General features: G+C 71.1%; 16 protein-coding genes. 2 read left to right on the top strand and 14 right to left on the bottom strand.

Translation table 11 applies throughout. The features are described 5' to 3' along the window. Positions 1–59 precede the first annotated feature (59 nt). The 13 genes from AC07DF_RS24990 to AC07DF_RS25050 all read right to left on the bottom strand — a co-directional run bounded on the left by AC07DF_RS24990 (position 60) and on the right by AC07DF_RS25050 (position 19,631). Positions 60–1,268, bottom strand: a complete 1,209-nt coding sequence (locus AC07DF_RS24990; RefSeq protein ID WP_478975403.1) for a glycosyltransferase family 2 protein — start codon at positions 1,266–1,268, stop codon at positions 60–62. A gap of 202 nt (positions 1,269–1,470) precedes the next feature. Then, complete coding sequence (locus AC07DF_RS24995; RefSeq protein WP_478976228.1) at positions 1,471–3,567, bottom strand: hypothetical protein; 2,097 nt, start codon at positions 3,565–3,567, stop codon at positions 1,471–1,473. Between the two features lie 202 nt (positions 3,568–3,769). Further along, a complete protein-coding gene (locus tag AC07DF_RS25000; protein WP_478975406.1) occupies positions 3,770–5,266 on the bottom strand; it encodes a D-ribitol-5-phosphate cytidylyltransferase in 1,497 nt (498 codons plus the stop codon). A 477-nt stretch (positions 5,267–5,743) separates the two neighbouring features. After that, positions 5,744–7,291: an alkaline phosphatase D family protein gene (locus AC07DF_RS25005; protein WP_478975409.1), complete on the bottom strand. Its 1,548-nt coding sequence runs from the start codon at positions 7,289–7,291 to the stop codon at positions 5,744–5,746. Between the two features lie 168 nt (positions 7,292–7,459). Further along, the gene (locus AC07DF_RS25010; protein WP_478975412.1) at positions 7,460–8,950 is read right to left on the bottom strand and encodes an FG-GAP-like repeat-containing protein; all 1,491 of its coding nucleotides are present in this window, start codon (positions 8,948–8,950) and stop codon (positions 7,460–7,462) included. Then, on the bottom strand, positions 8,947–10,470 hold the full coding sequence (locus AC07DF_RS25015) for an FG-GAP-like repeat-containing protein (RefSeq protein WP_478975415.1): 1,524 nt from the start codon (positions 10,468–10,470) through the stop codon (positions 8,947–8,949). The genes AC07DF_RS25010 and AC07DF_RS25015 overlap by 4 nt, the downstream gene beginning before the upstream one ends. Before the next feature lie 112 nt (positions 10,471–10,582). Then, positions 10,583–12,019 carry a GTPase ObgE gene (gene obgE / locus AC07DF_RS25020; RefSeq protein WP_454365570.1) on the bottom strand — a complete coding sequence of 479 codons (1,437 nt, stop codon included), beginning with the start codon at positions 12,017–12,019 and terminating at the stop codon, positions 10,583–10,585. Between the two features lie 102 nt (positions 12,020–12,121). After that, positions 12,122–12,376 (bottom strand): 50S ribosomal protein L27, encoded by a 255-nt coding sequence (gene rpmA, locus AC07DF_RS25025; protein WP_031130899.1) that lies wholly within the window; start codon positions 12,374–12,376, stop codon positions 12,122–12,124. Between the two features lie 14 nt (positions 12,377–12,390). Next, positions 12,391–12,711: a 50S ribosomal protein L21 gene (rplU, locus tag AC07DF_RS25030; RefSeq protein ID WP_382493651.1), complete on the bottom strand. Its 321-nt coding sequence runs from the start codon at positions 12,709–12,711 to the stop codon at positions 12,391–12,393. Between the two features lie 227 nt (positions 12,712–12,938). After that, positions 12,939–17,135 (bottom strand): Rne/Rng family ribonuclease, encoded by a 4,197-nt coding sequence (locus AC07DF_RS25035; RefSeq protein WP_478975420.1) that lies wholly within the window; start codon positions 17,133–17,135, stop codon positions 12,939–12,941. 260 nt (positions 17,136–17,395) lie between these two features. Further along, complete coding sequence (locus AC07DF_RS25040; RefSeq protein ID WP_478975423.1) at positions 17,396–18,178, bottom strand: TIGR03936 family radical SAM-associated protein; 783 nt, start codon at positions 18,176–18,178, stop codon at positions 17,396–17,398. Positions 18,179–18,226: 48 nt separating this feature from the next. After that, positions 18,227–19,339, bottom strand: a complete 1,113-nt coding sequence (locus AC07DF_RS25045) for a hypothetical protein (protein ID WP_478975426.1) — start codon at positions 19,337–19,339, stop codon at positions 18,227–18,229. 73 nt (positions 19,340–19,412) lie between these two features. Further along, positions 19,413–19,631 carry a helix-turn-helix domain-containing protein gene (locus AC07DF_RS25050; protein WP_478975429.1) on the bottom strand — a complete coding sequence of 73 codons (219 nt, stop codon included), beginning with the start codon at positions 19,629–19,631 and terminating at the stop codon, positions 19,413–19,415. 226 nt (positions 19,632–19,857) lie between these two features. Here AC07DF_RS25050 and AC07DF_RS25055 point away from each other — a divergent pair, with 226 nt between their 5' ends. Next, positions 19,858–20,547, top strand: a complete 690-nt coding sequence (locus tag AC07DF_RS25055; RefSeq protein WP_478975432.1) for a GAF and ANTAR domain-containing protein — start codon at positions 19,858–19,860, stop codon at positions 20,545–20,547. 123 nt (positions 20,548–20,670) lie between these two features. Here AC07DF_RS25055 and AC07DF_RS25060 read toward each other — a convergent pair whose 3' ends face one another. Next, a complete protein-coding gene (locus tag AC07DF_RS25060) occupies positions 20,671–24,318 on the bottom strand; it encodes a LamG-like jellyroll fold domain-containing protein (protein ID WP_478975435.1) in 3,648 nt (1,215 codons plus the stop codon). Positions 24,319–24,685: 367 nt separating this feature from the next. Here AC07DF_RS25060 and AC07DF_RS25065 point away from each other — a divergent pair, with 367 nt between their 5' ends. Further along, entirely contained in the window at positions 24,686–25,732 is a 1,047-nt protein-coding gene (locus tag AC07DF_RS25065) for a LacI family DNA-binding transcriptional regulator (RefSeq protein ID WP_478975438.1), read from the top strand. Positions 25,733–25,763 lie beyond the last annotated feature (31 nt).

Here is a 25,763-nt window from a genome sequence, read left to right on the forward strand (position 1 = left end):
CAGCAGCGAACGAGAGGTGAACGCGGGGGCCGTGCGAAAGCCGGCCCCCGCAGCCGTGTTCACGCCGCCGGCCGCACCTCACGCGACGTCAGCACCCGCCGCGCCTTGCGTACCGCCCGGCGTACGAACGTGTGGGCTCCGCCCTCGCGGTAGCCCGGGAAGGCGCGGGCCTCGCGCGGCTCGGCGAGGTACACCGAGTCGGGGATGCCGGCGGCGCGGTCGCGGAAGTGCGGGTAGGCCAGGTAGACGCGGCGGCCCTTGCGCTCCAGAAGCGCCGCGGCCTGCTTCTTGGCCTTGACGAACTTCACGACCTCGATGAGCAGCTCGGGCCGCTGCTCGGCGACCAGGTGCAGCCGCAGCCGCTCGTGGACCTTGAGGCGCTGGGACAGGCCCTCGGTCCAGTAGGTGTCCATCAGGGGCTTGGCCAGCTCGAACTTGTGCCGGCGGATCTCCTCGCTGTCCGTGAGGTACTTGGGCCCGAACTGCGGCAGCAGGGTCACGGTGAAGGGCCGGACCATCAGCTGGTCGCGCCGGCCGCCCGCGGGGACGAGTGCAGCGATGAGGTCCATCAGGGCCCGCGCGGAGTCGAACCGCAGTTTGTAGCCGCCGCTCTTCGTCACGTGCTTGCCGTCGTCGCGGCCGACCAGGTAGTAGCAGGTGTGGTCGGCGACCACGGAGACGCCGTCCGCCCGCAGATACGCCTCCATCGTGAACAGCGCGTCCTCGCCGGTGTACAGCGACTCGTCGAACCGCATGCCGTGCCGGTCCAGCAACTCGCGGCGGAACAGCTTCTGCGCGCTGAGCGTGAACTTGATGTTGGAGGAGAAGACGTCGGTCCGCTCCACCGTCCTGCCCCACATGGACTTCGGCGCGGAGCGGTTGACGCCCTCGACCTTGCCGAGGACGACGTCCGTGCCGGCGCGGTCGGCCATGCCGACCATCCGCTCCAGGGCCTCGGGGCCCAGCCGGTCGTCGGCGTCGAGGAAGAAGACGTACCGTCCGGTCGCCTTGGCCAGGCCGACGTTGCGCGGGCCGCTGGGGCCTCCGGAGTTCTCCTGCCGGATCACCAGCACGTTCATGGGAGCGCGCTCGGCGAACTCCTCCAGATACTCCCCCGTACCGTCCGTCGATCCGTCGTCCACCGCGATGACCTCGACGCGCTCTGGATCGATGGTCTGTGCCTCGACGGACGAGAGGCACTCGATCAGATACGGCATCGCTTCGTACGCCCCGATGATCACACTCACATCAGGCTGCGCAACGGTCACGTTTCCCCCTAGTCAATGGGATATTCCCCCCGTATCGCCTCATTCGCTACTTGGTAGACGGGTGATCGAGGCAAGCGGTTGCCTCGCACGCACGTGTTAGTGGGACACGTCACATGGTGAACGGACAGGGAACGGGAAACAGAAAGGGTTCGGCCCCGAGGAGAACTCCTCGGGGCCGAACCCTTCTACGGTCAGGGGCAGTTCAGCCCGTGCCGACACCGTCCGTGTCATCGGCCGCGGACAGCCGCTGCCCGGGCACGGCGTTCGCCAGCTCGGCGTCCGCGTCGACCTCGGCCTCCGCCAGGGCGGCCGCCACCCGCGACTCCTGACCGACGTTGCGCGTCTCGGCCTTGAGCGCGAGGTCCGCGACCGCGGCGTTGAACTGGGCGAGGGAGGTCGGCTCGTCCGGGCCCAGCAGGTACTGCTTGAGCTCCTTGCGGTCCTCGGCCAGCGGATCGGCGGCCGGGTCGCGGACGGCGCCGAGCAGCTCGCCCAACTCGGCCGCGCTGTTGGACAGGATCACCGCGGCGCGCACCGCCGTGTTGTTCCGCTTGAACTCCTCGACGCCCACCTCGGCGGAGTCCGTGACCGCGTACGGCTTGCCGCTCGCGATGAAGTCGGAGACCACGCTGGAGATGTCGGAGACCATCGCGTCGGAGACGTTGAAGCAGTCGTACAGCCGCGGGTCGGCGCCGGTGATGACGCGGTGCTCCCAGGCGGGGAAGGAACGCCAGTAGGCGTCGTTCCACTCGGCGCGCAGCCGGGCGACCTCCTCGTGCCGGGCGACGTCGACCAGCCCGTCACGGGTGGCCTCCGCCTCGTCGCGCCGCTCGCCGCCGGAGCCGGACAGCTGCGCGAGCCGGGCCTCGATACGAGCCAGCTCGGCCTTGGCGTCGGCCTGTACGGCCGTGTCGGCGACGAAGCGCGTGTCGATGGCGCGCTCGGCGGCGGCCTTGCGCACCAGGGCGGTGATGCGCTGGTGGGCGGCGCCGGCCTCCTTGCTGACGTTGCCGGTGAACGGGTGCGGCTTGTACAGGACGCGGACCGGCGGGTCGGCCTGCACCAGCTGCTTCACGATGTTCTCGCCGGCCAGCACGACCGAGGTGTTGCCCGGGTTGCCGTCCCAGCCCTCCCAGGTGGGGGCGTACAGGACGGTCGGGATTCGGTCGTCGGGCACGCCCTGCCAGGTCTGGATCGGGGCGAGCTGCGGGCGGCCGACCTCGACGATGTCGTCGTCGCGGACACCGACGTCGGCGATGGCGTAGCGGTCGCGGCCCGCGCGGCCGGCCGTCCACACCTCGTCGTAGACCTTGCTGTACGGGTTGACGCTGGCGAGCTTGTCGCTGTCGCCGTGGCCGATGAAGACGTGCTTGATGGTGGGCACGCGCAGCATGTGGATGTTCTTGCCGACGTTGGCCGCGTAGAGCGCGACACGCACCGTGGACAGGTCCAGGTTCATCAGGTGCACCCCTCCGGGCACGCAGATGACGGGGACCGTGGTGGGCGCCAGATTGTTCAGGATGGCCCGCTCACGCAGGATGATCAGCGGCTTGGAGTCCAGGTTCTCCATGGTGTCCAGCCACATGTTGACCTGGTAGGCGGAGTCCTTCGAACCGGAGAAGTACAGGACCGTCTCCGGCTTGTACTCGCCGAGCCAGTCGTCGACGGCGGCCAGGACCCGCTCCGCGTTCGGCGGGATCTTCCGGCCGCGCACGTACGGCACGAGCGCCAGCACGTACAGCGTGCCGAGGGCCACCGTGATGCCGATGCCGACGAAGCCGACGAGGGCGGACTTCACCTGCGAGGCGAGCAGGATGCCGGCGACCGCGAAGAGGTCGAGGTGGAGCATCTTCTCGGCGGAGCGGTGCAGCAGCTTGCGCGGCGGGGCGTCCGGGATGCGGATGCGGGACTTGAGGTCGACGTTGCGGGTGGCGACCGGCATACGGCGGCGGTTGCGGATCAGCTGCACCAGTGCGCCGTGCGGGGCCTGGAGACCGTAGAAGGCGATGAAGCAGGCGATCGCCCCGTAGTAGATCAGGTTGTCCGCGAGGGACAGCCGGGCCAGCAGCAGGACGAGGAGCAGCTGCCGGATCAGGAAGCGGATCGACAGGCCGGCCCGCACCTTGCTGAGGCGGTTGATCAGATAGCTGCCCTTGCGGTGCAGATAGTGGTCCGCCAGGTACGTCACGGCGGCCGCTGCCGCGAAGGCGGGGACGCTCGGGACGAGCGCGGCCAGCATGAGGGCGGGGTAGCCCGCCATCATGAGGACCGCCGCGGCCAGCTGGGCCGCACTGCCCACCCGGGCGACGCGAATAGCGGTGGATATCACGGAGAAACCTGCTCTTGGGAGGGGTGTGCCGGTCTGGTTCGGAAATGCGGCTGGTCTGTGAATATTCGCGGGACGGTATGGATTCAGGCCCCTGCGAACACTCCTGTCGACGAACTTCGTTAACAGGAGAGCGCAGAGGCCTGAATTACCGGAGTCTATTTGGCGCCAATTATTACACGCCGTCCTGCCGGTCCAGCACCGAGGCGAGCGCCCCCTCGAAGCCGGACGCCCGGGCCGCGTCGGCCGTCGGGTCCTGCTGGCGGACGTCGATGACGTGGCCGGTCAGCTCGGACAGCAGCACGTCGAGCGAGGTGCGGGCCACGGCCTCGGAGGACAGCAGGGAACCCGCGGGCTCCTGGCCGAAGGCCTTGGTGCGCATGGGGGTGGCGGTGCGCTCCGGGTTGATGCAGTTGACGCGGACGCCGTCGCCGGCCCACTCGTCGGACAGGGCCTGGGTGAGGTTCACCATGGCGGCCTTGGTCGAGGAGTACAGGCTGTACTCGGCGCGACCGCGGGTGTAGCTGCTGGAGGTGTACAGCAGCAGCTGGCCCTTGGTCTCGGACAGGTACTTGTACGACGACCGGGCGATCTGCACCGGGGCCAGGTAGTTGACCTTCAGCGCCTCCTCGATGGTGGCGTTGTCGGTCTCGGCGAGCTTGCCTATGCGCAGCACGCCCGCGGTGTTGACCACGTAGTCGATGCGGCCGGTCTCGGCGTACGCCTTGGACAGGGCGTCGTCGACCTCCTCCGGGTTCTCCACGTGGGTGCCGGTGGTGGAGCGGCCCAGCGCGTAGACCTTGGCGCCGTAGGACTCGGCGAGCTCGCCGATGTCCTTGCCGATGCCGTAGGAGCCGCCGAAGACGACCATCGTCTTGCCGGTGAGGAGCTCGCGGTAGGCCTCCTCGGAGACCTGCTCCGGCGCGGCGGTCGAGGCGAGCTGGAAGAGCTTGTCGGCGATGAAGACGTCGACGGGCTGCGTGACCTTCATGTTGTACTCGTCACCCGCGACGACGTGGATCGGCACGTCCGGCAGGTACTTGAGCACGACGGAGCAGTCGTCGGTGGCCTGGAAGTTGGGGTCGCTGGAGGCGACCTCGTAGGCCCGCTTGATCGTGGACAGCTTGAAGGCCTGCGGGGTCTGGCCGCGGCGCAGCCGGGAGCGGTCCGGGATCTCGGTGATGAACTCGCCGTCCTCGCCGTGCGTGCGCGTGACGATGATGGTGTCGGCGGAGGGGATGGCCACGTCGACCGCCTGGTAGCGCTCCAGCGCGACGACGCAGTCGTCGATGACGCGCTGGGACAGCAGGGGGCGCACGGCGTCGTGGAAGAGGACGTTGGCGTCCTCGCCCTCGGCCAGGCCCTCGCCCAGCGCGGCGATGGCGCGCTCGGTGGTCTCGTTCCGCGTGGAGCCGCCCTCGATGATCTTCGAGACCTTCTTGAACCCGGCCTTCGCCACGATCTTCTCGACGTCGGGCACGTAGCCCTGCGCCATCAGCACGATGACGTCGTCGATCGAGTCGGCGTTCTCGAAGGTGGTCAGCGTGTGCTCGATGACGGCCTTGCCGGCGATCTTCAGCAGCTGCTTGGGGATCGACAGACCAACGCGCTGACCGGTACCACCAGCCAGGATCACTGCGGTGGTACGGGGCTTGGCTATGTGCTGGGACACAGGTGACCTACCTCGGGGCGACAGGGAACTCGGAAATGGTCCCACTTGTGGTTACCGCAGTGCAAGGTGAGCGACCTTCGCCACATATGTGCGCGCAACCTGCCATTCACCTGGGGGTGCCGGTGATTGGTGAGACGACTCCGTGATGCCTTCACGAGTTCCTTGGACGGTGTCTGGTGCACGGTACGCGCCGTGGCGGTGTCGTACGGCATCCGAGCGCCGTGGCAGTCGTCACGGACCGGGGGCCGCGGGGACTGCCTTCACCTTCCAGGGCACGGGACGGCACGCGTTCTCCATAAGCGTCGCCGCGCCGTCGCGGGCAAGCCCCGAATACCGCTTGCCCAGCCGCCCATTGCCGCGCAATTCCCGGTAAAGATTCCGCAGCATTTCGATCTCGGTCGGGGTAAGGCAAGAACCGGAAGAGCCCGGGACTCCGATGAGTCCCGGGCTCCCGTTCACTCCGTGGTGGAAGGGCCGTCAGACCACCTCGACGCCCGGCCGGCCCGCCTCGACCCGCAGCCTCGCCTGCGTCCTCGGTGTCGAGGTCGGCTGCCGCACGGTGTCGACCACCCTCACCTGCGCGTCGATGCCGTCCCGGCGGACGTCGAAGAGGTGGTAGCCGCGGTGCGCGTCGAGCAGCTTCCAGTGCGGGTTGTCCGGGCGCCGCGGGTCCCACTCCTTGCGGAACGCCTCCTGGTCCTGGTCGCCGTTGCTGGAGATGGAGGTGCCCACGAACTCGGCGCCGACGACCCTGGAGTCCGGGTCGGCGTAGTCCTCCTTGAGGTCGCTGATCATCGTCAGGTGCCGGTCGCCGGAGAGCACCACCGGGTTGCGGACCTGCTTGAACTCCTGGAGGAACCCGTTGCGTTCGGCCTGGTAGCCGTCCCAGGCGTCGTAGAACCAGAGCTTGCCCTCGCCGACCTTGAGGTCCGTCTCGGCCATCATGATCTGGGAGGCGATCAGGTTCCAGCGGGCGGGCGAGTTCTTGAGCCCGTCCAGCAGCCACCGCTTCTGCTGCGCGCCCAGCATGGTCAGCGACGGGTCCTGGGCCCCGGCCTGGCTGGTGGCCTGGTCGCTGCGGTACTGCCGGGTGTCCAGGACGTTGAGCCGGGCCAGGCGGCCGAACTCCAGGCGGCGGTGCATCCGGATGTGCGGTCCGTTCGGGACGGCGGTGGCACGGACCGGCATGTGCTCGTAGAACGCCTGGTAGGCCGCGGTCAGCCGGGCCACGAACGCGTCGTGCGGCTGCTTGTCGGGGTCCTGCGGGATCTCGCTCGCGAAGTCGTTGTCCACCTCGTGGTCGTCGAAGCTCACCACGAAGGGCGCGTTCGCGTGCATCGCCGCGAGGTCCGGGTCGGTGCGGTACTGGGCGTACCGGTTGCGGTACTGGGCGAGGCTGAACGGCTCACCGGTGCCCTCGTGCCGTCGCACGCCCGTCGCGGACGGCGTGGACTCGTAGATGTAGTCGCCGACGAACACCACGACGTCGGGATCCTGATCAAGCATGTCCGCGTATGGCGTGAAATAGCCGTGCTGCCAGTTCTGGCAGGAGGCGAGGGCCATGCGCAGGGAGCCACCGGAGCTGTAGGGGTGGGGCGCGGTGCGGGTGCGGCCGACGGGCGAGAGCTGCCCGCTGGTGCGGAAGCGGTAGTAGTACACACGGTCCGAGCGGAGCCCACGTACGTCCACGTGAACGCTGTGCCCGTACTCGGGCCGGGCCTGGGCGGTGCCCCGGCGGACGAGCTTTCTGAACCGGGGGTCCTCCGCGAGCTGCCACTCCACCGGCACCACCCGGTCGGGCATACCGCCGCCGTTCAGCGGGTCGGGGGCGAGCCTGGTCCACAGCACGATGCCGTCAGGCAGCGGGTCACCTGAGGAGACGCCGAGGCTGAACACACCGTCGGGCAGCGGCGTCTCGGCCGCGCGGGCGGCGGCCGGCAGCCACAGCTGGGCGGAGGCGGCGGCGCCGAGCACCGCGGCGCCGGCGGTCAGAAAGCGGCGTCGGTCGGGCGATCCTGCTGTCATCGGCTGACTCCCTTACCTCGCTGGCCACTTGGACACTGAGAAGGTTCACGCTCGCGGGCGGTCCGCCCGCTGAACGCCGGGGTTCACGTACATGACAACTAAGCAGACAAAAAGAGACTCGCCGCCAGCACCGGAACAAGCCGTTGCTGGGGCGAGTCTGACAGGTGATCAGCCGGCGAAGCCCGTGCCGAGCCGGGCGTCCGTGGCGGTCGTGCCGAGGAGGGTGTTTCCGAAGGTCGTGGTGCCGTTCGGGCTCACGACGCTCGTCGGACCGGACCGGAAGTACCAGACGGACCCGGCGTTGCCGTTCTCCCCCGGCGCGCCGGCGGCCAGGTCGGCCAGGCCGTCGCCGTTCGCGTCGGCGAGGTGGACGGCCCTGCCGAAGCTGTCGCCCTTCTCGGCGGCGCCCGGCACGTTGGGCGTGTCCTGCGTGACCACCTGGGCGCCGGTGCCGGTGAGCCCCTTCGCGGTACCGCGCAGCACGACGACCGAGCCCGCGTCGGCCACACTGCCCAGGTTTTCACCGGGCAGCCCGGTCGCCACGTCCGGGTATCCGTCGCCGTTGACGTCGCCGACCCGGACATCGGTACCGAAGCCGTCGCCCGCCTCCGCGCTGCCGGGCACGCCGGGGCTGTCCTGGTTGAGGTGGGTGACCCTGGTGCCGTCCGGCCCGTTCGAGGTGCCCGGGATCCAGGTGACCCTGCCGCCCTTGGCGGCGGGGGTGTCGAGGTCGCTGTCGTATCCGGTGACGGCCCGGCCGACCACGATGTCGTCGACGCCGTCCTGGTCGAGGTCCCCGATGTCGAGGTTCTCGCCGCCCTGGATCCGGTAGCCGTCGGCGCCCTCCACCGTGAGGTACGGCTTCAGTCCCTGCCGGGAGCCCGGCCAGTACACGACCCGCCGGGCGTCGAACTCGTCGCCGTCGTTCTGGGTGGCGGCGACGTCCTTGACACCGTCGCCGTTGACGTCGCCGGTGGCCAGGTCGAGGACGCGGGTGTCGAACTCGTCCCGCAGGATCTGCTCGTCGCGGGACGTGGAGCCGTCCCGGGCGAACGGGCCGCCCAGCACGCGCAGGTTGAACTGGTTCTCCACGGTCACCAGGTCCTCGGCACCGTCGCCGTCGACGTCACCGAGGGCCAGACGCCCCTGGGCGCCGAGCCCGTCGTGCTCCTTCCCGGTGGCCAGTACGGCACCGCCGGACAGACCCTGCGGGCCGCCCCACAGCACCTCGGCAAGACCGGAGTCGACACCGCCGTCGGCCGTGTCCTCGCGGCCCGCGCCGACGACCAGGTCCGCGTACCCGTCGCGGTCGACGTCGGCGGTGGCGAGGGTGCTGCCGAACGCGTCGTCCGTCTCGGCGCTGCCGGGCACCCCGGCGGTGTTCTGGCTGAACACCTGCCGCTTCGTCGTGTTCAGCCCGTTCGCCGTGCCGTAGAGCACGGCGACGTAGCCGGCGCCCTTCTTGCCTCCGACGGTCGCGGTCGGGGCGGCCACGGCGAGATCGGCGTAGCCGTCACCGTTGAAGTCGTCGCGCGGACGCTCGGCGGCAGCGGGTGCGGCGCTCGCGGGAGCGGCGGGGACGGCCAGGGCGCCCGCCAGGAGGGCAACGCCGGTGGCGAGCACGAGTCGTCCGCGGTGGGACCGGTACCGGGCGGTCATCGGGCGAAGCCCGAGCCGAGGGCGGAGCCGTCCGCGACGGTGCCGAGGGTGCCCGCGCCGAAGCTGACCGAGCCCGTGGCGGTGGGCGCGTTGACGGGGTTCTGGAACGCCCAGACTCCCCCGTCCCGGTTCTCGCCGGTCGCACCGGCGAACAGGTCGGCCCGGCCGTCGCCGTTGACGTCGAGCAGCTTGGTGTCGGCGCCGAAGAAGTCGTTCTGCTCCGCGTCGCCCGGGACGTTCTTGGTGTTCTGGCTCATGCTGTAGGAGCCGTCACCGGTCAGGCCGGACCTGCCGCCCTTCAGAACGGTGATCTGGCCGGCCGCGTACACCTCGCCGATGCTCTCGCTCGGGCTGCCGGTGGAGACGTCCGCGTAACCGTCGTTGTTGACGTCGGCGACCGAGATGCCCCGGCCGAAGCCGTCGCCCCACTCCGAAGCGCCGGGCACGTACGTGGTGTCCTGCGTGACGATCGTCGTACGGGAGGTGTCGGGGCCGTCGGCCGAGCCGTGCACGACGCCGATCTGACCGCCCTTCAGCTGCGGGTCGACCTCGACCTCACCGGAGCCGTCGACGGCCCGGCCGATGACGAGGTCGCCGTACCCGTCCTTGTTCACATCGCCGATGCCGAGGCTCTCGCCGCCGCGCATGCGCGTGCCGTCGGCGTTCTTCAGCGGGGCCGGGGCGCTCAGGCCGTCCGGGGTGCCCTTCAGGTAGACGGCGCGGCGGTGCTTGGCGTCCGGGTCGTGCGAGTCGTCGTCGCTGTTGTCGTGGATGAGGGCGACCAGGTCCGTGATGCCGTCGTGGTCGACATCGCCGGCGGCCACGTCGTCCGTGACGGACTCGTCCTCGAGGGCGAGGGTCTGGCTCTTCGCCGCGCCGGTGGCGCGGTCGAACGGCCCGGACAGCAGGCGGTTGCCGGTGGCCAGGTCCAGGTTCCCGTCGCCGTCGAAGTCGCCGAGCGCCGGGGTCTTTGGGTCGACCCGGTCCTCTTCGGTGCCGGTGGCGACGGCCGTGCCGCCGGACAGGCCCTGCTTCCCGCCCCACAGGACGGCGAGCGTGCCGGCGGCGGTGACCTCACCGACGTCCTCGCCCGGCGCGCCCACGACCAGGTCGGCGTAGCCGTCGCCGTCGAGGTCGCCGGCGGCGATGCCCTCGCCGTAGTAGTCGCCGGTCTCCGCCGCACCCGGTATGCCCGGGGTGTTCTGGCTGATGACCTGCTTGTGGCCGAGGTCGAGGCCCTTGGCCGAGCCGTACACGACGGCCACGTACCCGGCCTGGGCCTTCCCGTCGACCTTGCCGTACGGGGCGGCGACTGCCAGGTCCTGGTAGCCGTCGCCGTTGAAGTCGTCGTGGAGCTTCGAGGCGGCGGCCGGGACGGCGTCGGCCGCCGGGGCGGCCTGGGCGGCCACCGGGGCGGTGACGGCGGCGGCGACGGCGATCGCCGCCGCGACTCCGATGCCTCGGCCGGTCCTGCGCTTGCTCGTGGACTGGGGCACGTACGTCAACTCCGTTGATCGCATGGGCAGTTGCTACACGGCGAGGAACAAGATCCTCATCCGCTCTGCCCAGTACGACACCCCGGAGAACGACTTGGTTGCACCAGAATCAGTCGCAAATTTGCTTTCTGTTAACTCAGAACGGCTCGAAGTCGTCGAACTCCTGCTGCGCCTCGTCCCTCTCGGCCTGCCGGTCCCTACGGCGCTGCGCGGCCGGGCGCTCCCCCTCGAACCGGTGGTCCTCACCCCGTCGGCCCAGCATCTCCGCCCCGGCCGTCAGGGACGGCTCCCAGTCGAAGACGACCGCGTTGTCCTCGGGTCCGATGGCGACGCCGTCGCCACCCCGGGCACCCGCCTTCACCAGCGACTCTTCGACACCGAGCCGGTTGAGCCGGTCCGCCAGGTACCCGACCGCCTCGTCGTTGTTGAAGTCGGTCTGCCGCACCCACCGCTCGGGCTTCTCGCCGCGCACCCGGAACAGGCCGTCGGCCTCGCGCGTCACGGTGAAGCCCGTGTCGTCCACGGCCTTGGGCCGGATCACGATCCGGGTGGCCTCTTCCTTCGGCTTCGCCGCCCGGGACTTGGCCACGAGCTCGGCGAGTGCGAAGGACAGCTCCTTCAGCCCCAGATGCGCCACGGCCGACACCTCGAACACGCGGTACCCGCGCGCCTCCAGGTCGGGCCGCACCATTTCGGCCAGGTCCTTGCCGTCCGGTACGTCGGTCTTGTTCAGGACGACGATCCGCGGGCGATTGTCCAGCCCGCCGTACTGCCGCAGCTCCTCCTCGATGATGTCGAGGTCGGAGGCCGGGTCGCGGTCCGACTCCAGCGTGGCGGTGTCCAGGACGTGCACGAGCACACTGCACCGCTCCACGTGCCGCAGGAACTCCAGGCCCAGGCCCTTGCCCTGGCTGGCCCCGGGGATCAGCCCGGGCACGTCGGCGATCGTGTACACGGTCGAACCGGCCGTGACGACACCGAGGTTCGGGACGAGCGTGGTGAAGGGGTAGTCGGCGATCTTCGGCCTGGCGGCGCTCAGCACCGAGATCAGGGACGACTTGCCGGCGCTCGGATACCCGACGAGCGCCACGTCGGCGACCGTCTTCAGCTCCAGGACGACGTCCTGGAGGTCCCCCGGCTCGCCGAGCAGCGCAAAGCCGGGCGCCTTGCGCCGTGCGGAGGCCAGCGCCGCGTTGCCGAGCCCGCCCCGGCCGCCCTGCGCGGCGACGAAGGACGTGCCGTGCCCGACCAGGTCGGCGAGGACGTTGCCCGCCTTGTCCAGGACCACCGTGCCGTCCGGCACCGCGAGCACCAGGTCCTGCCCGTCCTTGCCGGAGCGGTTGCCGCCCTCGCCGGGCTTGCCGTTGGTGGCCTTGCGGTGCGGGGAGTGGTGGTAGTCGAGAAGCGTGGTGATCGACTGGTCGACGGTGAGGATCACGTCCCCGCCGCGACCGCCGTTGCCGCCGTCCGGCCCGCCCAGGGGCTTGAACTTCTCGCGGTGGACGGAGGCACAGCCGTGGCCTCCGTTACCCGCGGCGACATGCAGCTCGACGCGGTCCACGAAGGTGGTCATGGGATGTGCCTCCAGTTACTGCGGGAATGTCTTGGGGTAACACGCGAAAGGCGGACCCGCTTCCCGTGAGGGAAGTGAGGTCCGCCTCGCGAAAGCTTCCGGTCAGGCGACCGGAACGATGTTCACGACCTTGCGGCCACGGTGGGTGCCGAACTGCACCGAACCGGCGGCCAGGGCGAACAGCGTGTCGTCGCCGCCACGGCCGACGCCGGAGCCCGGGTGGAAGTGGGTGCCACGCTGACGGACCAGGATCTCACCAGCGTTGACGACCTGACCGCCGAAGCGCTTCACGCCGAGCCGCTGGGCATTGGAGTCGCGACCGTTCCGAGTGGACGATGCGCCCTTCTTGTGTGCCATTTCTCCTCAGTCCCTTACTTCGCAGCCGCGGGGATCTCAGTGACCTTGATCGCCGTGTACTGCTGGCGGTGGCCCTGGCGACGGCGGTAACCGGTCTTGTTCTTGTAGCGCAGAATGTCGATCTTCTGGCCCTTGTGGTGGTCCACGATCTCGGCCTGGACCTTGATACCGGCCAGCACCCACGGGTCGCTGGTCACGGAGTCGCCGTCGACCACGAGCAGGGTCGAGAGCTCGACCGTGTCGCCAACCTTGGCAGTGGAAATCTTGTCAACCTCAACGATGTCGCCGACAGCAACCTTGTGCTGGCGACCACCGCTGCGCACGATGGCGTACACGCGGAACTCTCTCTCGCTCGGGAAACGGCACCCCCGCAGGCCAGCCGCCCGACTCAGCGAGCAGCCTCTCCTGGGCGCCCGGCGCCCGGAGGGTGAGGTTTACGGGGATGTGACGTGTCAGTCGACACGCCGACGGTCAAGGTTACGGGGCCCCGGCCGAGGGGGTCAAACCGAGGCCGGTCCGCCGCCTGTGCGACCGGTCACGCCGGTCGCACAGGGGCGGGATGTCAGCCCTCGTCGGTGGAGGCGGAGACGGAGGCCGCGGAGGACACCGTCTGCTCCGCCGCCACGGTCTTCTTCGACGCGGTCTTCTTCGCGGCGGTCTTGGTGGTCGCCGCCTTCTTGGCCGTCGTCTTCTTGGCCGCGGTCTTCTTCGCCGCGGTCTTCTTGGTGGCGGCCTTCTTCGCCGTGGCCTTCTTGGCCGTCTTGCGGGCCGTCTTCTTGGCCGGAGCCGCCTCCTCGGCGGTCCCGGCGGCCTCCGCGGTCGCCTCGGTGGCGCCCTCGGCCGACGGGGCCCCGTCGGCCGGTGCCTCCTGAGCCGTCTCCTCCGCGGCCGACGACACGACCACGACGGCCGCCTCCTCCGACGCGGTGGACGCGGTGGGCTTGCGCACGGCACGGCGCCGCGGACGGGCCGGGGCGGCGCTCTCGGCGGGCGCCTCGGCGGCCGGCTCGGGCTGTTCGGCCTGGTCGGGCGCCTCAGCGACCTCGGACGCCGCGGGAGCGGCCTCGGAGACCGTCACCACGGTCGCCTCCGCCCCCGCCGGAGAACCGGCCGGGGCCGACACCTTGCGCGTCGCCCGCCGACGGCCACGGCCCTTGGGCGCGGCCTCCTCGGCGGCCGGGACCTCGGCGGCCGGAACCTCGACGACCGGGTCCTCGACGGCCATCGGCTCGGCCTGCGCCTCGGCGGCCGGCTCCGGCTGCACCGGACGGGCGACCTCCTCGGCGGCGGTCACGTCCTGAGCCGTCGGCACCTCGGCCTCGGCCTGCTCGGCCCTGCCCCTGCCCCTCCTGGCCTTCGGCTCTGCCGTCTCACCGCGCGGCGAACCCGCCGGAGCGGACGCCCGCCGGCTCGCCCGGCGCCGGGTACGCCCGCGCGAGGCCGCGGCCTCCGCCTCGGCGGCGCTGCTGTACAGCTCCTCGTCGGGCACGAAGGACGGCTCGGGCAGGGCGATCGGCTCGGCGATCTCCGCACCGACCTCCGCCTCGGTCTCCGCCTCTTCCTCGGCCGTCTCGACGGCGGCCTCCTCGTGGACGTGCGGCTGCTCGGCGGCACCGGCACGCGCGCGCTTCTTGCGCTTACCGCCTCCGCCGCCCGTGCCGGCCGGCTGCTCCATGTGCACGATGACACCGCGGCCGTTGCAGTGGACGCAGGTCTCGGAGAAGGACTCCAGCAGCCCCTGCCCGACCCGCTTACGGGTCATCTGGACGAGGCCGAGCGAGGTCACCTCCGCCACCTGGTGCTTGGTCCGGTCCCGGCCCAGGCACTCCAGCAGGCGCCGGAGCACCAGGTCCCGGTTGGACTCCAGCACCATGTCGATGAAGTCGATGACGATGATGCCGCCGAGGTCGCGCAGCCGCAGCTGGCGCACGATCTCCTCGGCCGCCTCCAGGTTGTTCCTGGTGACGGTCTCCTCGAGGTTGCCGCCCTGACCGGTGAACTTGCCGGTGTTGACGTCGACGACGACCATCGCCTCGGTCCGGTCGATCACCAGCGAGCCGCCGCTGGGCAGCCAGACCTTGCGGTCGAGGGCCTTGGCGAGCTGCTCGTCGATCCGGTACGTGGCGAAGACGTCGACCTCGGAGGTCCACTTCGACAGCCGCTCGGCCAGGTCGGGGGCGACGTGCGAGACGTACCCGTGGATGGTCGACCAGGCGTCGTCACCGCTGACGACGACCTTGGAGAAGTCCTCGTTGAAGATGTCGCGCACGACCCGGACGGTCATGTCCGGCTCGCCGTACAGCAGCGTCGGCGCGTTGCCGCTCTTCGCCTTCTTCTGGATGTCCTCCCACTGCGCCTGCAGCCGCTCGACGTCCCGGCGCAGCTCGTCCTCGCTCGCGCCCTCGGCGGCGGTGCGCACGATGACGCCCGCGTCCTCGGGGACGATCTTCTTGAGGATGGTCTTCAGCCGCGACCGCTCGGTGTCGGGCAGCTTGCGGCTGATGCCGGTCATGGAGCCCTCGGGGACGTACACGAGGTAGCGGCCCGGGAGGGAGACCTGGCTGGTCAGCCGCGCGCCCTTGTGCCCGATGGGGTCCTTCGTCACCTGGACGAGCACGGACTGCCCGGACTTCAGGGCGGACTCGATGCGCCGCGGCCCGTTGGCCATGCCCAGGGCCTCGAAGTTGACCTCACCGGCGTACAGCACCGCGTTGCGGCCCTTGCCGATGTCGATGAAGGCGGCCTCCATCGACGGCAGCACGTTCTGGACCTTGCCCAGGTACACGTTGCCGACGTACGAGGTCGACTGCTCCTTGTTGACGTAGTGCTCGACGAGCACGTTGTCCTCGAGGACGCCGATCTGCGTGCGGTCGCCGTGCTGGCGGACGACCATCACGCGCTCGACGGCCTCGCGCCGGGCCAGGAACTCGGCCTCGGTGATGATCGGGACGCGCCGGCGGCCCTGCTCACGGCCTTCGCGGCGGCGCTGCTTCTTGGCCTCCAGACGGGTCGAGCCCTTGATGGACTGCACCTCGTCGGACGGTTCGCCACCCTTTTCCCGCGCGGGTCGGGGCTCGCGGACCTTGACGACCGTGCGCTCCGGGTCGTCCTCGGAGGGCTCGGACTCGGTGCCGCTGTCACCGGCACGGCGACGGCGGCGACGGCGACGGCGGCTGCTGGAGCTCCCGCCGGACGACTCGTCACGGTCGGCGGCCTCGTCGGACTCCTCGTCCTCCTCGGCCGTGTCCTCGGCGTCCTGGGCCGCGCCCTGCTCGGACTCGTCGTCCGCGCTCTCGTCGGAGTCGGCGGAGTCGCCACGCCGACGGCGGCGACCGCCCCGGCGACGGCGGCGGCGCGAGCCGCTCCCCTCGGACTCCTCCTGCTCCTCGCCGTCGGCGGAGTCCTCGGCGTCCTCCGGTTCCTCGTCGGCGCTCTGAGCGGCGGCGGCCTCGGCGGCCGGGGCCTCGGACTCGTCGCCGGCACCCCGGCGGCGACGCCTGCGGCGCGACCCGGCGGACTGCTCCTCGCGGGGAGCCTCGGCGGACGCCGGCTCTTCGGTCTCCTCGGGCTCCTCGGCCACGGCCGCCTCGGCGGCGGCAGCGGCGGCGGCCCGCTCCGGCGTCTGGAACTGGGGCTCGGTGAACACGGGCGCCTGGAACACGGCGACGGCCGGACGCGCGGGGCGCACGGCCGGTTCGCCGTCACCGGCAGCGGTGTCGGTGGCCGCGGCGGCGGACTTCGAGGACTTCGACGCCCTCGCGGACTGGGCGGGCTCGGCGAAACCGCCGGCGGCCTTGCGGGCGACCCGACGACGACGCCGCGGAGCGACGTCCTCGGCGGCCTCGGCGGTCTCGGCGGGTTCCGCGGCAGGGGCGGCTTCGGCGACGGGGGCCTCGGGCGCGGGCGCGGCCTCGGAGGCGGGAGCCTCGGAGTCGCGGGCGGCCTCGGCGGCGGGGTTCTCGGTCACAGGTGCCTTCGCCTCCTCGGCGTTGCCTTCCGGCGCTCCGGCAGGCGCGGACACCCGCCGCGAGGCACGGCGACGGGTACGCCGGGGAGCGGCGTCCTCGGCGACCTCGGTGGGTTCCGCGGCGGGGGCGGACGCGACGGCCTCGGTGGACGCGACGGCCTCGGTCTCCTCGGCAGGCCCACCGGTCGCGGCCGCCGGCTCCGGGGCACCGGACGCGGCCTGCGCCGTCTCGGGCGTCTCCGCCGGAGCCGCAGCAGGCGAGGTCACCGTGCGCGTCGCACGACGCCGGGTACGCCGGGGAGCGGCGTCCTCGGACACCGCGGCGGACTCGACGGCGGCGGAGACCTCGGCCTGCTCCGACGCCTCGGAGTCGGCCGGAGCGGCGGCGGTCACCGGGACGACGGTCTCGGCGGCCTCCGTGGCCGCCGGGGTCCCGGCAGGTGCGGACGCACGGCGGACGGCGCGGCGCCGCTTGCGAGGAGCGGCGGGCGCTGCCTCCACGGCGCTCTCGGCGGCTTCGGCCGCCTCAGCGGTCTGCGCGGCCTCGGAGGTCTCGTCCGCCTCGGCGGCGGCTTCCTCGCCGGCCTCTACGACCTCGGTCGCGAGTTCGTCGGGTTCGGCGGCCGGTATGGCCGGCGCGACGGTCTCCACCGGGACGTCGGAGGAGCCGCCGACGGGGGGACCCGCCGGGCGGGACGCGGCACGGCGCCGCCGGCGAGGCGGCAGCGTGTCGCTGGGGGTGTTCTGTTCGGAGCCCGTTGAGGACTCTGTGGGTTCGGTCGGTTCGAGCATGCGGGCTTTTCTCCCGTCAGGCTCCCGGGCGCCGCGCCTGGTCCGGCGATGCCGGTGACGTCCGCGGCGCGCGCTCTGCGCGTTCGCCGCCGTCCGGGGCGCGGGCGCCGCACGGGAGCTCTCCGTGTCCTGTCTCGCCGGTTCCGTATGCCCAATGCGTACGGCCTGGCGAAAGTCTGCTGGTCGGTACGCTGCCCGACCCAGGTGGCTCCCGAGTCCGAGGGCGGCGCTACGACGTCCGTCCCTTCGCGGAACCTTCCTTACGCCGGCGCCGTCGCGGCGGCAGTCGGTTCGGCCGTTGAGTGGGCCTCCGCTGCCTCGCGGTCGGGCGCGAGCGGGTCGGTCACCGTGCCGGTCTCTTCATCGAACAGCCCCTGCGCCAGCCTGGTCACCGCTGCGGGGACCGGCGGCGCCAGGTCGGCCACGGCGCGGAGACCGGACAGGACGTCGTCGGGTCGTACGGCAGGCGTCACGTGCCGAACAACCAGCCGCAGTATCGCACAGGGCTGGTCGGTCGGCCTATCAGCCTGCGAACTGTGCGTTTCAGCGAGGTCTGGGATCTCCAGGCTCACTACGGCGGCGCGGGCGTCGAAGGTGCGGACGCCGTTCTTGGCTTGGCGCTGGACCTCGACGGCCTCGGCCGCGGTGAAGGTGTCCGCCGCGCGGCGGGCCTCCTCCTGCGGCACACCGTCCAGCCGCAGCTCCCACACGGAAGCCGTGAGCCGGTCGGCGAGTCCCGAGGTGCGGGCCTCGACCGCCTCGACGATGTCGAGCCCGGTGGGCATCGACGCGTCGAGAAGGGCCCTGAGCCGCTCCGGATCGCGCGGTGCGGTGAGCGCGATCTCCAGGTATTCCGCCTCACTGCCCGTGCCGGTGGGTGCGGCATTGGCGTACGACACCTTCGGGTGCGGTGTGAAGCCCGCCGAGTAGGCCATCGGCACCTCGGCACGGCGCAACGCACGCTCGAAGGCGCGCTGGAAGTCACGGTGGCTGGTGAACCGGAGGCGGCCGCGCTTGGTGTAGCGCAGTCGGATGCGCTGCACCGCGGGTGCGGGCGGCGGGCCTTCGGGCTGTCGCTTGCCCAGTGTCGTTCAGTCCTTCGTGAGAGCGGTCGTACTGCTACCAAGAGTACGTGTCTCGCGCGCCGAAGGTTCCCCGCGGTCGACCCGCAGCGGCCGCCGCGGCTCGCCGAAGAGCATCCGCCGGAAGTCGGCGCGCGCCTGCCGTACGGAATCCCGGGCGGAGGCCAGGGCCTGCCGGGTGGCACGCCCCACGCTGCGGGCGGCCTCGGCGACGGGCCGCAGGACGGCGTCCCGCACGACGTGTCCGACCGGTGTCAGCACGCTGCGGTACACCCACCGCGCCGGCTCGACGAAGATCCACCGGAAGAGGGTGCCGAGGAATCGCCCGACGGCGAGCGAGATGTGCCCGGCGACGCGCCACGCGTGCCCGAGGGCATCCCATGTTTCCCGTCCGATGACGGCGAGGACCCGTCCGACGGGGGCGAGAACCCAGCGCCAGAGGGCGAGTGCGGGCAGGACGAGCAGGATCCGGGTGATCCAGTGGAGGGCGGTTCCGATGCCGGTGACGATCGTGCTCACCAGCCACACCAGCCCCTTGGCGCACCAGGCGATCGCCCTCCCGACTGGGGCGAGAACCCAGGTGTACAGCCACCGGGCGGGTACGACGACGAGTCCTCTGACCAGCCAGGTCACGGCATGCCCGACGGGCGTGAGCAGGTGCCTGTACACCCAGCCGAGCGCGGCCCCGGCCCCCTTGGCGGCCCACGCGATCGCGTGCCCGGCCGGCGTCAGCACGTGCCGGTACAGCCACACCAGGGGCACGATCACGAGTACGTGCCCGAGCCACCCGAGGGCCCTGCCCACCGGCACGACGACATAGCGCCACAGCCCCACGAACGGCCAGACGAACACCGCCCGCCCGAGCCACAGCAGCGCCCGCCCCACCGGCCGGAACACCGTGTCGTTCAGGAACCGCCCGGCCACGACGAGGGCGTCCCACACCAGCCGCACGGGGACGACCAGCACGAGCACGACGATCCGCACGGGAATCCGGATCGCGACGGCGAGACACCCTTCGGGCGCGGCGCCCTCACGCACGGGCGGCGCGTACGCTTCAGCCGCTGTCTCGCGCGGCTCGACCCGCGCCTCGGAGCCCTCGTGGGCCGCCTTCTCCAGATCCATACCGTCGAAGACGCCTCAACGCGCCCTCCGGATGCGGACCGGCACCATCCCGCGTCTCCCCGAACCCACGGCCTCAGCCCTCCACACCGTCGGATTCCCAGCGCAGCAGGTCCCCCGGCTGGCACTCCAGTACCTCGCAGAGTGCGGCGAGTGTCGAGAAGCGGACCGCCTTGGCGCGGCCGTTCTTGAGGACCGCCAGGTTGGCGGGGGTGATGCCGACGCGTTCCGCGAGCTCGCCCACGGACATCTTCCGCCTGGCCAGCATCACGTCGATGTCGACGGCGATCGCCATCAGATGACCTCTTCCCACTCGGCCCGCATCCGGGCCGCCTCGACGTCGCGTGCGACGGCCTCGCCGGGCGCGAGAACGACCGCGAGGGAGAAGACCAGCTCCTTCGATCGAGCCCGGATGGAAATCTATCGAAACTCGATAGATGACGCAGTGGTGGGCCCGCTCTGGGTAAACGTGACAACGTGGGTGGAGAGGATGCCGAGGCGACGACCTAGGGAGAATCACAGTGGAATGGCGCGTGTTCGCGCAGCAGATGGCCTCCATGGCACGGGACCTGCTCGCCCAGGAGTCGGTCGAGGCCACCCTCGAGCACATCACCGACTCGGCCACGAGGCTCGTGGCGGGATGTGACGCGGCCGGCATCCTCCTGCTGCACGGCAAACGGGCGGAGTCGCTCGCTCCGACGTCCGACCTGGTCGTCAAGAGCGACCAGCTGCAGGAGCGCCTGGCGGAGGGCCCCTGCTTCGACGCGGCCCGCAGCGGCACAGGGGAGCGGGTGTTCCGCATCACCGACTTCACCGACGATCAGCCGCGCTGGCCCGCGTACGCCGAGCAGGCCCGCGACCTGGGGGTGGGCAGCATGATGGGCTTCCTGCTGTACACCGAGGACGAGGAGCTCGGCGCGCTCAATCTCTACTCCGGCCACCCGGGAGCCTTCACGGAGGACAGCGAGACCGCCGGCTGGCTGCTGGCCTCGCACGCGGCCATCGCCTTCGCCAGTGCCCGCAGCCATGCCCAGATGGAGCAGGCCGTCGCCACTCGTCATCTCATCGGCGAGGCCATGGGCATCCTCATGGGCAGCCACCGCCTCACCGAGAAGGAGGCCTTCGACGTGCTGCGCCGCTTCTCCCAGGAGCGGAACATCAAGCTCCGCGAGGTCGCCCGGCGCGTCTGCGAACAGGGCCGCCTGAGCTGACGGCTCCCCCAGCTCGTGGCTGAACCGGGGGAACCTGGGCCGGGCCGGTCCCCCGGGGGAGCGCCACCGACCCCGCCCTCCTCAGCGGGTCCCCCTGAGGACCGACCTCACCCCTCGGTCTTCTCAGTCTTCCCGCGCGTACGGCACGACGGTGATCCGGTCGATCAGCGGCGCGTAGCGGGAGCGGAGCAGCACCCCGGGGAAGGTGTCCGAGGCGTAGGTGGTGCCGTCGTAGTTCGGCAGTTCCTCGGAGCGGAAGCCGATCGTGTTCTTTCCCTTCCCGAGCTGGACCGGGACGGTCAGCTCCCAGAAGTTGTTCTGGTGGAAGCTGTGCGGAAAGCCGACGCGCCGCGGCTCGCCGCCGTTGACGCTGATGTCGGCGTGGCGGGCGAGCGGGTCCGGGTTGTAGTGCGTGGCCTCGGACTGCTCCGGGTTGGAGTAACGGACGCGCAGCGCGTACAGGCCGGGCCTGTCGGCCGTGACGGTGAACGTCGCGGTGTTGCCGTTGCCGGGGGCGCCACCGATGCCCGTGATCGCCGTGCCGTCGGTGGCCAGCGAGAGCGGGGCGAGCGTCGCCGAGCCCGCGAGGTCGGCCTGGCCTGCCTCGTAGGTACGCGTCGGCAGTCTGCCCTCGGTAGGTGTGACCGTCAGACGGTCGACGAGGGTCGTGGCCGGGCCGCCGTTCACGGTCACCTTGTTGACGCCGCCCGAGAGGGACACGGCCACGCTGTTCCGGTTCTTGGCCAGGCGCAGAACGTCGTGCCCGTTGACGGAGAGCCGGGCGCCGGTGCCGCCGAGGGTGTCGACCCTGAGGGTGGCCTCGCGGTCGGCGGGTGAGTAGACCCAGAACGTGGCCGTCTGGCCCTTGGCGAGCCGGACCGCGCCCGCACCCGAGCGCGTCGGCAGGTCGTAGACGGGCCGGGCCCCGCCGGCCGGCCAGGCCAGCTCGCCCTCGTACACCCGGGTGCCCGCCGAGGCGTCCGGCAGGGACAGGGTGAGTCGGTCGACGATGGCGTCACCCTTGGTGGCGCGCTTGCCGTCGAGGCTCTTGGCGGCGAGCGTCAGGGTGTGCCTGCCCTTGGTGAGCTTCACCTCGGTGTCGGTGTGGTCCCAGACCACCCACTTGTAGCCGAGCGGCAGGTGCAGCTCACGCTCGCTGTCCGCCTTGCCGTCCACGCGCAGGAAGACATTGGCCGGGCCCTGCTCCTTCACCTTGTCGAAGGTGTTGAGGGAGTTGGCGAAGACGCTCAGGTCGTAGACGCCGTCCTCGGGCACGTCCACGGTGAAGTCCAGCGTGACGTCCGAGCCGGTGCGCAGACCGCCCACGTCGTAGCCGCCGGAGGTGTAGAACTTCGACACGTCCTTGGGCGAGCCCTCCGGGCCGTTCTTCGACCAGCCGGACCCGGTGTGGGCGGCGTCCTCCGCCTCGTACGAACCCTGCCAGCGCACGGGCGGGGACTGGGTGCTCTTCGCCTTCCCGGCCGGGCTGAGGACGATCTCGTACGCCGAGGACTCCTTCAGCTTCGGCAGGGCGCCGCCGTCGCCGAAGTCGACGACCACCGTGCCGTCGTCACCGACCTTCAGGTTCCGCTCGGTGAGCAGCTTCGGGCCGGAGTTGTCGCCGACCTGGCCGCTCCACTCGATCTCCCTCACCCAGGCGTGCACACGGTCGCCGAACAGCTTCCTCGGGACGCCCGCGAAGGTGATGTGGCCCTTGCCCGTGGAGCCGCCGAAGAGCAGCCGGGCCTGCTTCCGCCGCTCGTCGAGCGTGGCGACGCCCTGCATGGTGTAGTTCTCGCCCGGGAAGGGCGGCGTCACCTCGACGGTGTGACCGCTCATCGACGCGTAGGAGTTCAGCAGCCACCACTGGCCGTTGCCGCGGTTCGACTGCACCGCGGAGTCGGAGAGGTTGCCGTCGATGTTCCAGTACGCGATGTCGGCGTCGACCTTGGACTCCTCGATCGCCGACACCCACTGGATCATCTGGCCGGGCACCGAGGTGTGGTAGTTGAAGGCGTACTCGTTGATGTTGACGGGGAGTTCGGTGCCGGCCTTGTCGGTGCCCTTGAACAGGTCCTTCTCCCACGCCCGGTACTTGGCGACGCTCGCGCGCACCGCCTCCGGGTGGCTCAGCTCGTGCCAGGTGATGACGTCCGGGAGGGTGCCGGCGGCCAGTGTGTGGGTGAGGAAGCCCTTCACCTGGTCGTACAGGACGCTGGTGTTGGGGCCGGCGATACGGGCGTCGGGCATCTTGCCCTTGATGAGCTTGTAGAAGTCGTCCCAGGCGGCGAAGTAGTGCTCGGGCTTGTCGAGCCAGCTGACCTTGTCGTAGCTCCACTCGCCGGTGCCGAACATGTTGCCCTCGGGCTCGTTGAACGGCACGAAGACGATGTTGTCCTGGTACTGCTTCGGCAGCTTCAGGACCTGGTCGACCTGCTGGGCGACCTTCTCCCGGTAGAGCTCGAGCTTCTCCGCCGGGGTGTCGCCCGGCCACTGGTACGGGAAGCCGCGGTGGATGTCGGTCATGTAGATGTACACATCGCCGTCGGTGGAGTCGGCCAGCGGCCTGACCACCTCCAGCGCGTCGGCACCGGGGTGCTGCGGGCCGTCCTGGGCCTTGGTGGAGACCGTGCGCAGGCCCATGCCCTCCATGAGGTTGTTGGTGGGGACGTCCGGTCCGTACACGCCGTAGAGGGTGCCGGAGGCGCCCCCGTGGAACGCGCCGGTGTCCGAGCCGAGGTCGACGGTGAGCTGCCCCTCGCGGACCACGGTGACGGTGGCCTTCACCGCGCGTCCGGCCGCGGTTCCGGCCACGGTGAAGGTGCCCGGCTTCGCGTACTTCCCGGACGGTACGGCGTCCCAGGTGACCGGTACGTCACGGTCGTAGCCGTCGGAGAAGGAGGCGCGGGCGGCGGCCGGGAGGGACGGGGCGGTTCCGGTGGTGGTACGGACCTCGAAGGACGTCTTCGAGAGCTCCTGGACGGTCGGCACGGCACCGACCGTACCGGCCACCTGCTCGGCGCTCAGCGCCGCGTGCCACACGGTGAAGTCGTCGATCGCGCCCTTGAGCAGCGGGTCCGGGTAGAGGGACTTGCCGATGTAGCCGGCGGCGGTGGCCGAACTCTCCAGCAGGTCCTTGGCCTTGATGCCGGTCTCGGCGGAGGAGACCGCCACGCCGTCGAGGTAGGTGGTGAGCCGGCCCGCGGAGGTGTCGAGGGTGACGGTGACGGTCCGCCACTCGTCCGCGGGGAGCGGCGCGTAGCCGCGCACCTGTGCCTCCGCGCCCCCTCCGCCGGTGGTCACGGAGGTCTGGAGCAGTCCGCTGCCGTTGTACGGGGTGCTGAAGAGGTACTTGGTGGTGTTGGTGCCCAGGTCGAAGATCCGCTGCCAGGGCGACTTGTCGCCGCTCCACTTCACGCGTGCGGAGACCGTCAGGTCGGCCGTGTCCCCGACCACTTCGCGGGGCAGGCGGACGTAGGCACCGCTGGAACCGGCCGCGCCGCCGGGCAGGGCGAGGGCCCTGCCCCCGGCCGTGCCCTCGACGGACCGGGCGGTGGAGGCGTTCACCAGGTCTGCCGTCAGGCCGTTGCCGGAACTGTCGGTGATCTTCCCAGACGCCATGTCGTCCTGGTCGAAGGTGTACCGGGCGGCGGGCCGGGGTGGCTCCGCCGCGTGCGCGGGGGCTGCCGGTGCGGCCAGCAGGCCCGCACCGAGGGTCAGCGCCACGGCGGCCGGGGCGCGGCGCCGCGTGGATCTGTCAGCGGATGGCATGGAGGGCGTCCTCATCGTCGGGGTCGTCAAAACGTTCGGGGTCGTCAAAACGTCGGGGGTCGTCGAACCGGTTCGATTGGGGCTGCGCGCAGAGACGCGATGTGGTGACGGTGGCGGGCTCGGAGAGCGGAAGGCAGGTCGGGGGAACGGGATCGCTGTGTCGAACCGGTTCGGGAAGCTAGCACCGGCGCCTCGGGCCAGCAATCCCTTCGACACCGGGATCTTGTCGGCTGCGACACCCGGCCTGCGAAGTTCGGTCGGGGTGTTGACAGGCGTCCGGGCAGTTCCTACGTTCCCTCCATGCGAACCGGTTCGACAACGGCCGGATCGATGTCGAACCGGTTCGGTCTTCGAGCAAGGAGTTGCCGTGAACATCGGTGAGATCGCCCGCCGGGCCGGTGTCTCGCGGAGCACCGTGTCCTACGCGCTGAGCGGCAAGCGCCCGGTGTCGGACGACACCCGCCGGAAGATCCAGCAGGTCGTCGACGAACTCGGGTACCGGCCCAGCGCCAGTGCCCGCGCCCTGGCCAACGGACGGACCAGCACCCTCGGCCTGGTCTTCCCGCCGGCCGGGAACCACTACACGGGAATGCAGCTGGACTTCATCGGCAGCGTCGTCGAGGCCGCCGCGGTCTACGACTACGACGTGCTGCTGTCCCCCAGCGGCGTGGACAGCGACCGCTCCTTCCAGCGGCTGCTGGGTGAGCGGCGGGTCGACGGCGCGATCCTGATGGAGATCAGGCTGGAGGACGACCGGGCCGACCATCTGGCCGCCCTGGACTTCCCCTCCGTCGCCATCGGCCGCACCGCTCATCCCGAGGGCAGCTGGTGGGTGGGCCTGGACCATGTCGCGCTCGTGGAGGCCTGCGTCCATCACCTGGCCGATCTCGGCCACCGCCGGATCGCCTTCGTCAACCGTCCGGAGCAGCTGCTGCGGGCCGGGTACGAGTCCGCGCACCGCGGCCTGGACGGCTTCACCAAGGCCGCGGCCGAGCGCGGACTGACCGTCCGGACCTACTGCTGCGGTGACGACGCCGCCTCCGGCCAGGCCTGTGTGGAACGCATCCTGCACGACGACCCGGCCACCACCGGCCTGGTCACACTGAACGAGGCCGCGCTGGGCGGCCTGTACCGGGGGCTGGCCCAGGCCGGCCGCCATGTCCCGCGCGACTTCTCCGTCACCGGGGTCGTGGCCGCCCGCTGGGCGGAGACGGTGACCCCGCGGCTCACCGCGGCGGACGTGCCCGCGGCCGACCTGGGCCGGCTCGCCGTAGACCTGCTGGTGGAGCGGCTCGACCACCCCGACGCCCCGCCCCGGCACCACCTCCTCACCCCGCCCATCTCCCTGCGGGCCAGCACCGGACCCGCGGGAGCCACGCCCGCCGCGGGCACCGGGGCCGATACGACGCCCTGACCAAGGCCCCCTGGCCTCCTCCTTCACCCCG

The sequence above is a fragment of the Streptomyces sp. NPDC044719 genome (assembly GCF_056433405.1).

Coding starts and splice junctions, on each gene's coding strand:
- AC07DF_RS25035 (WP_478975420.1), bottom strand. CDS start 17,135: ATGCTCGAACCGACCGAACCCACAGAGTCCTCAACGGGCTCCGAACAG.
- AC07DF_RS25060 (WP_478975435.1), bottom strand. CDS start 24,318: ATGCCATCCGCTGACAGATCCACGCGGCGCCGCGCCCCGGCCGCCGTG.
- AC07DF_RS25005 (WP_478975409.1), bottom strand. CDS start 7,291: ATGACAGCAGGATCGCCCGACCGACGCCGCTTTCTGACCGCCGGCGCC.
- obgE (WP_454365570.1), bottom strand. CDS start 12,019: ATGACCACCTTCGTGGACCGCGTCGAGCTGCATGTCGCCGCGGGTAAC.
- AC07DF_RS25045 (WP_478975426.1), bottom strand. CDS start 19,339: ATGGATCTGGAGAAGGCGGCCCACGAGGGCTCCGAGGCGCGGGTCGAG.
- AC07DF_RS25015 (WP_478975415.1), bottom strand. CDS start 10,470: ATGCGATCAACGGAGTTGACGTACGTGCCCCAGTCCACGAGCAAGCGC.
- AC07DF_RS25050 (WP_478975429.1), bottom strand. CDS start 19,631: ATGGCGATCGCCGTCGACATCGACGTGATGCTGGCCAGGCGGAAGATG.
- rpmA (WP_031130899.1), bottom strand. CDS start 12,376: ATGGCACACAAGAAGGGCGCATCGTCCACTCGGAACGGTCGCGACTCC.
- AC07DF_RS25010 (WP_478975412.1), bottom strand. CDS start 8,950: ATGACCGCCCGGTACCGGTCCCACCGCGGACGACTCGTGCTCGCCACC.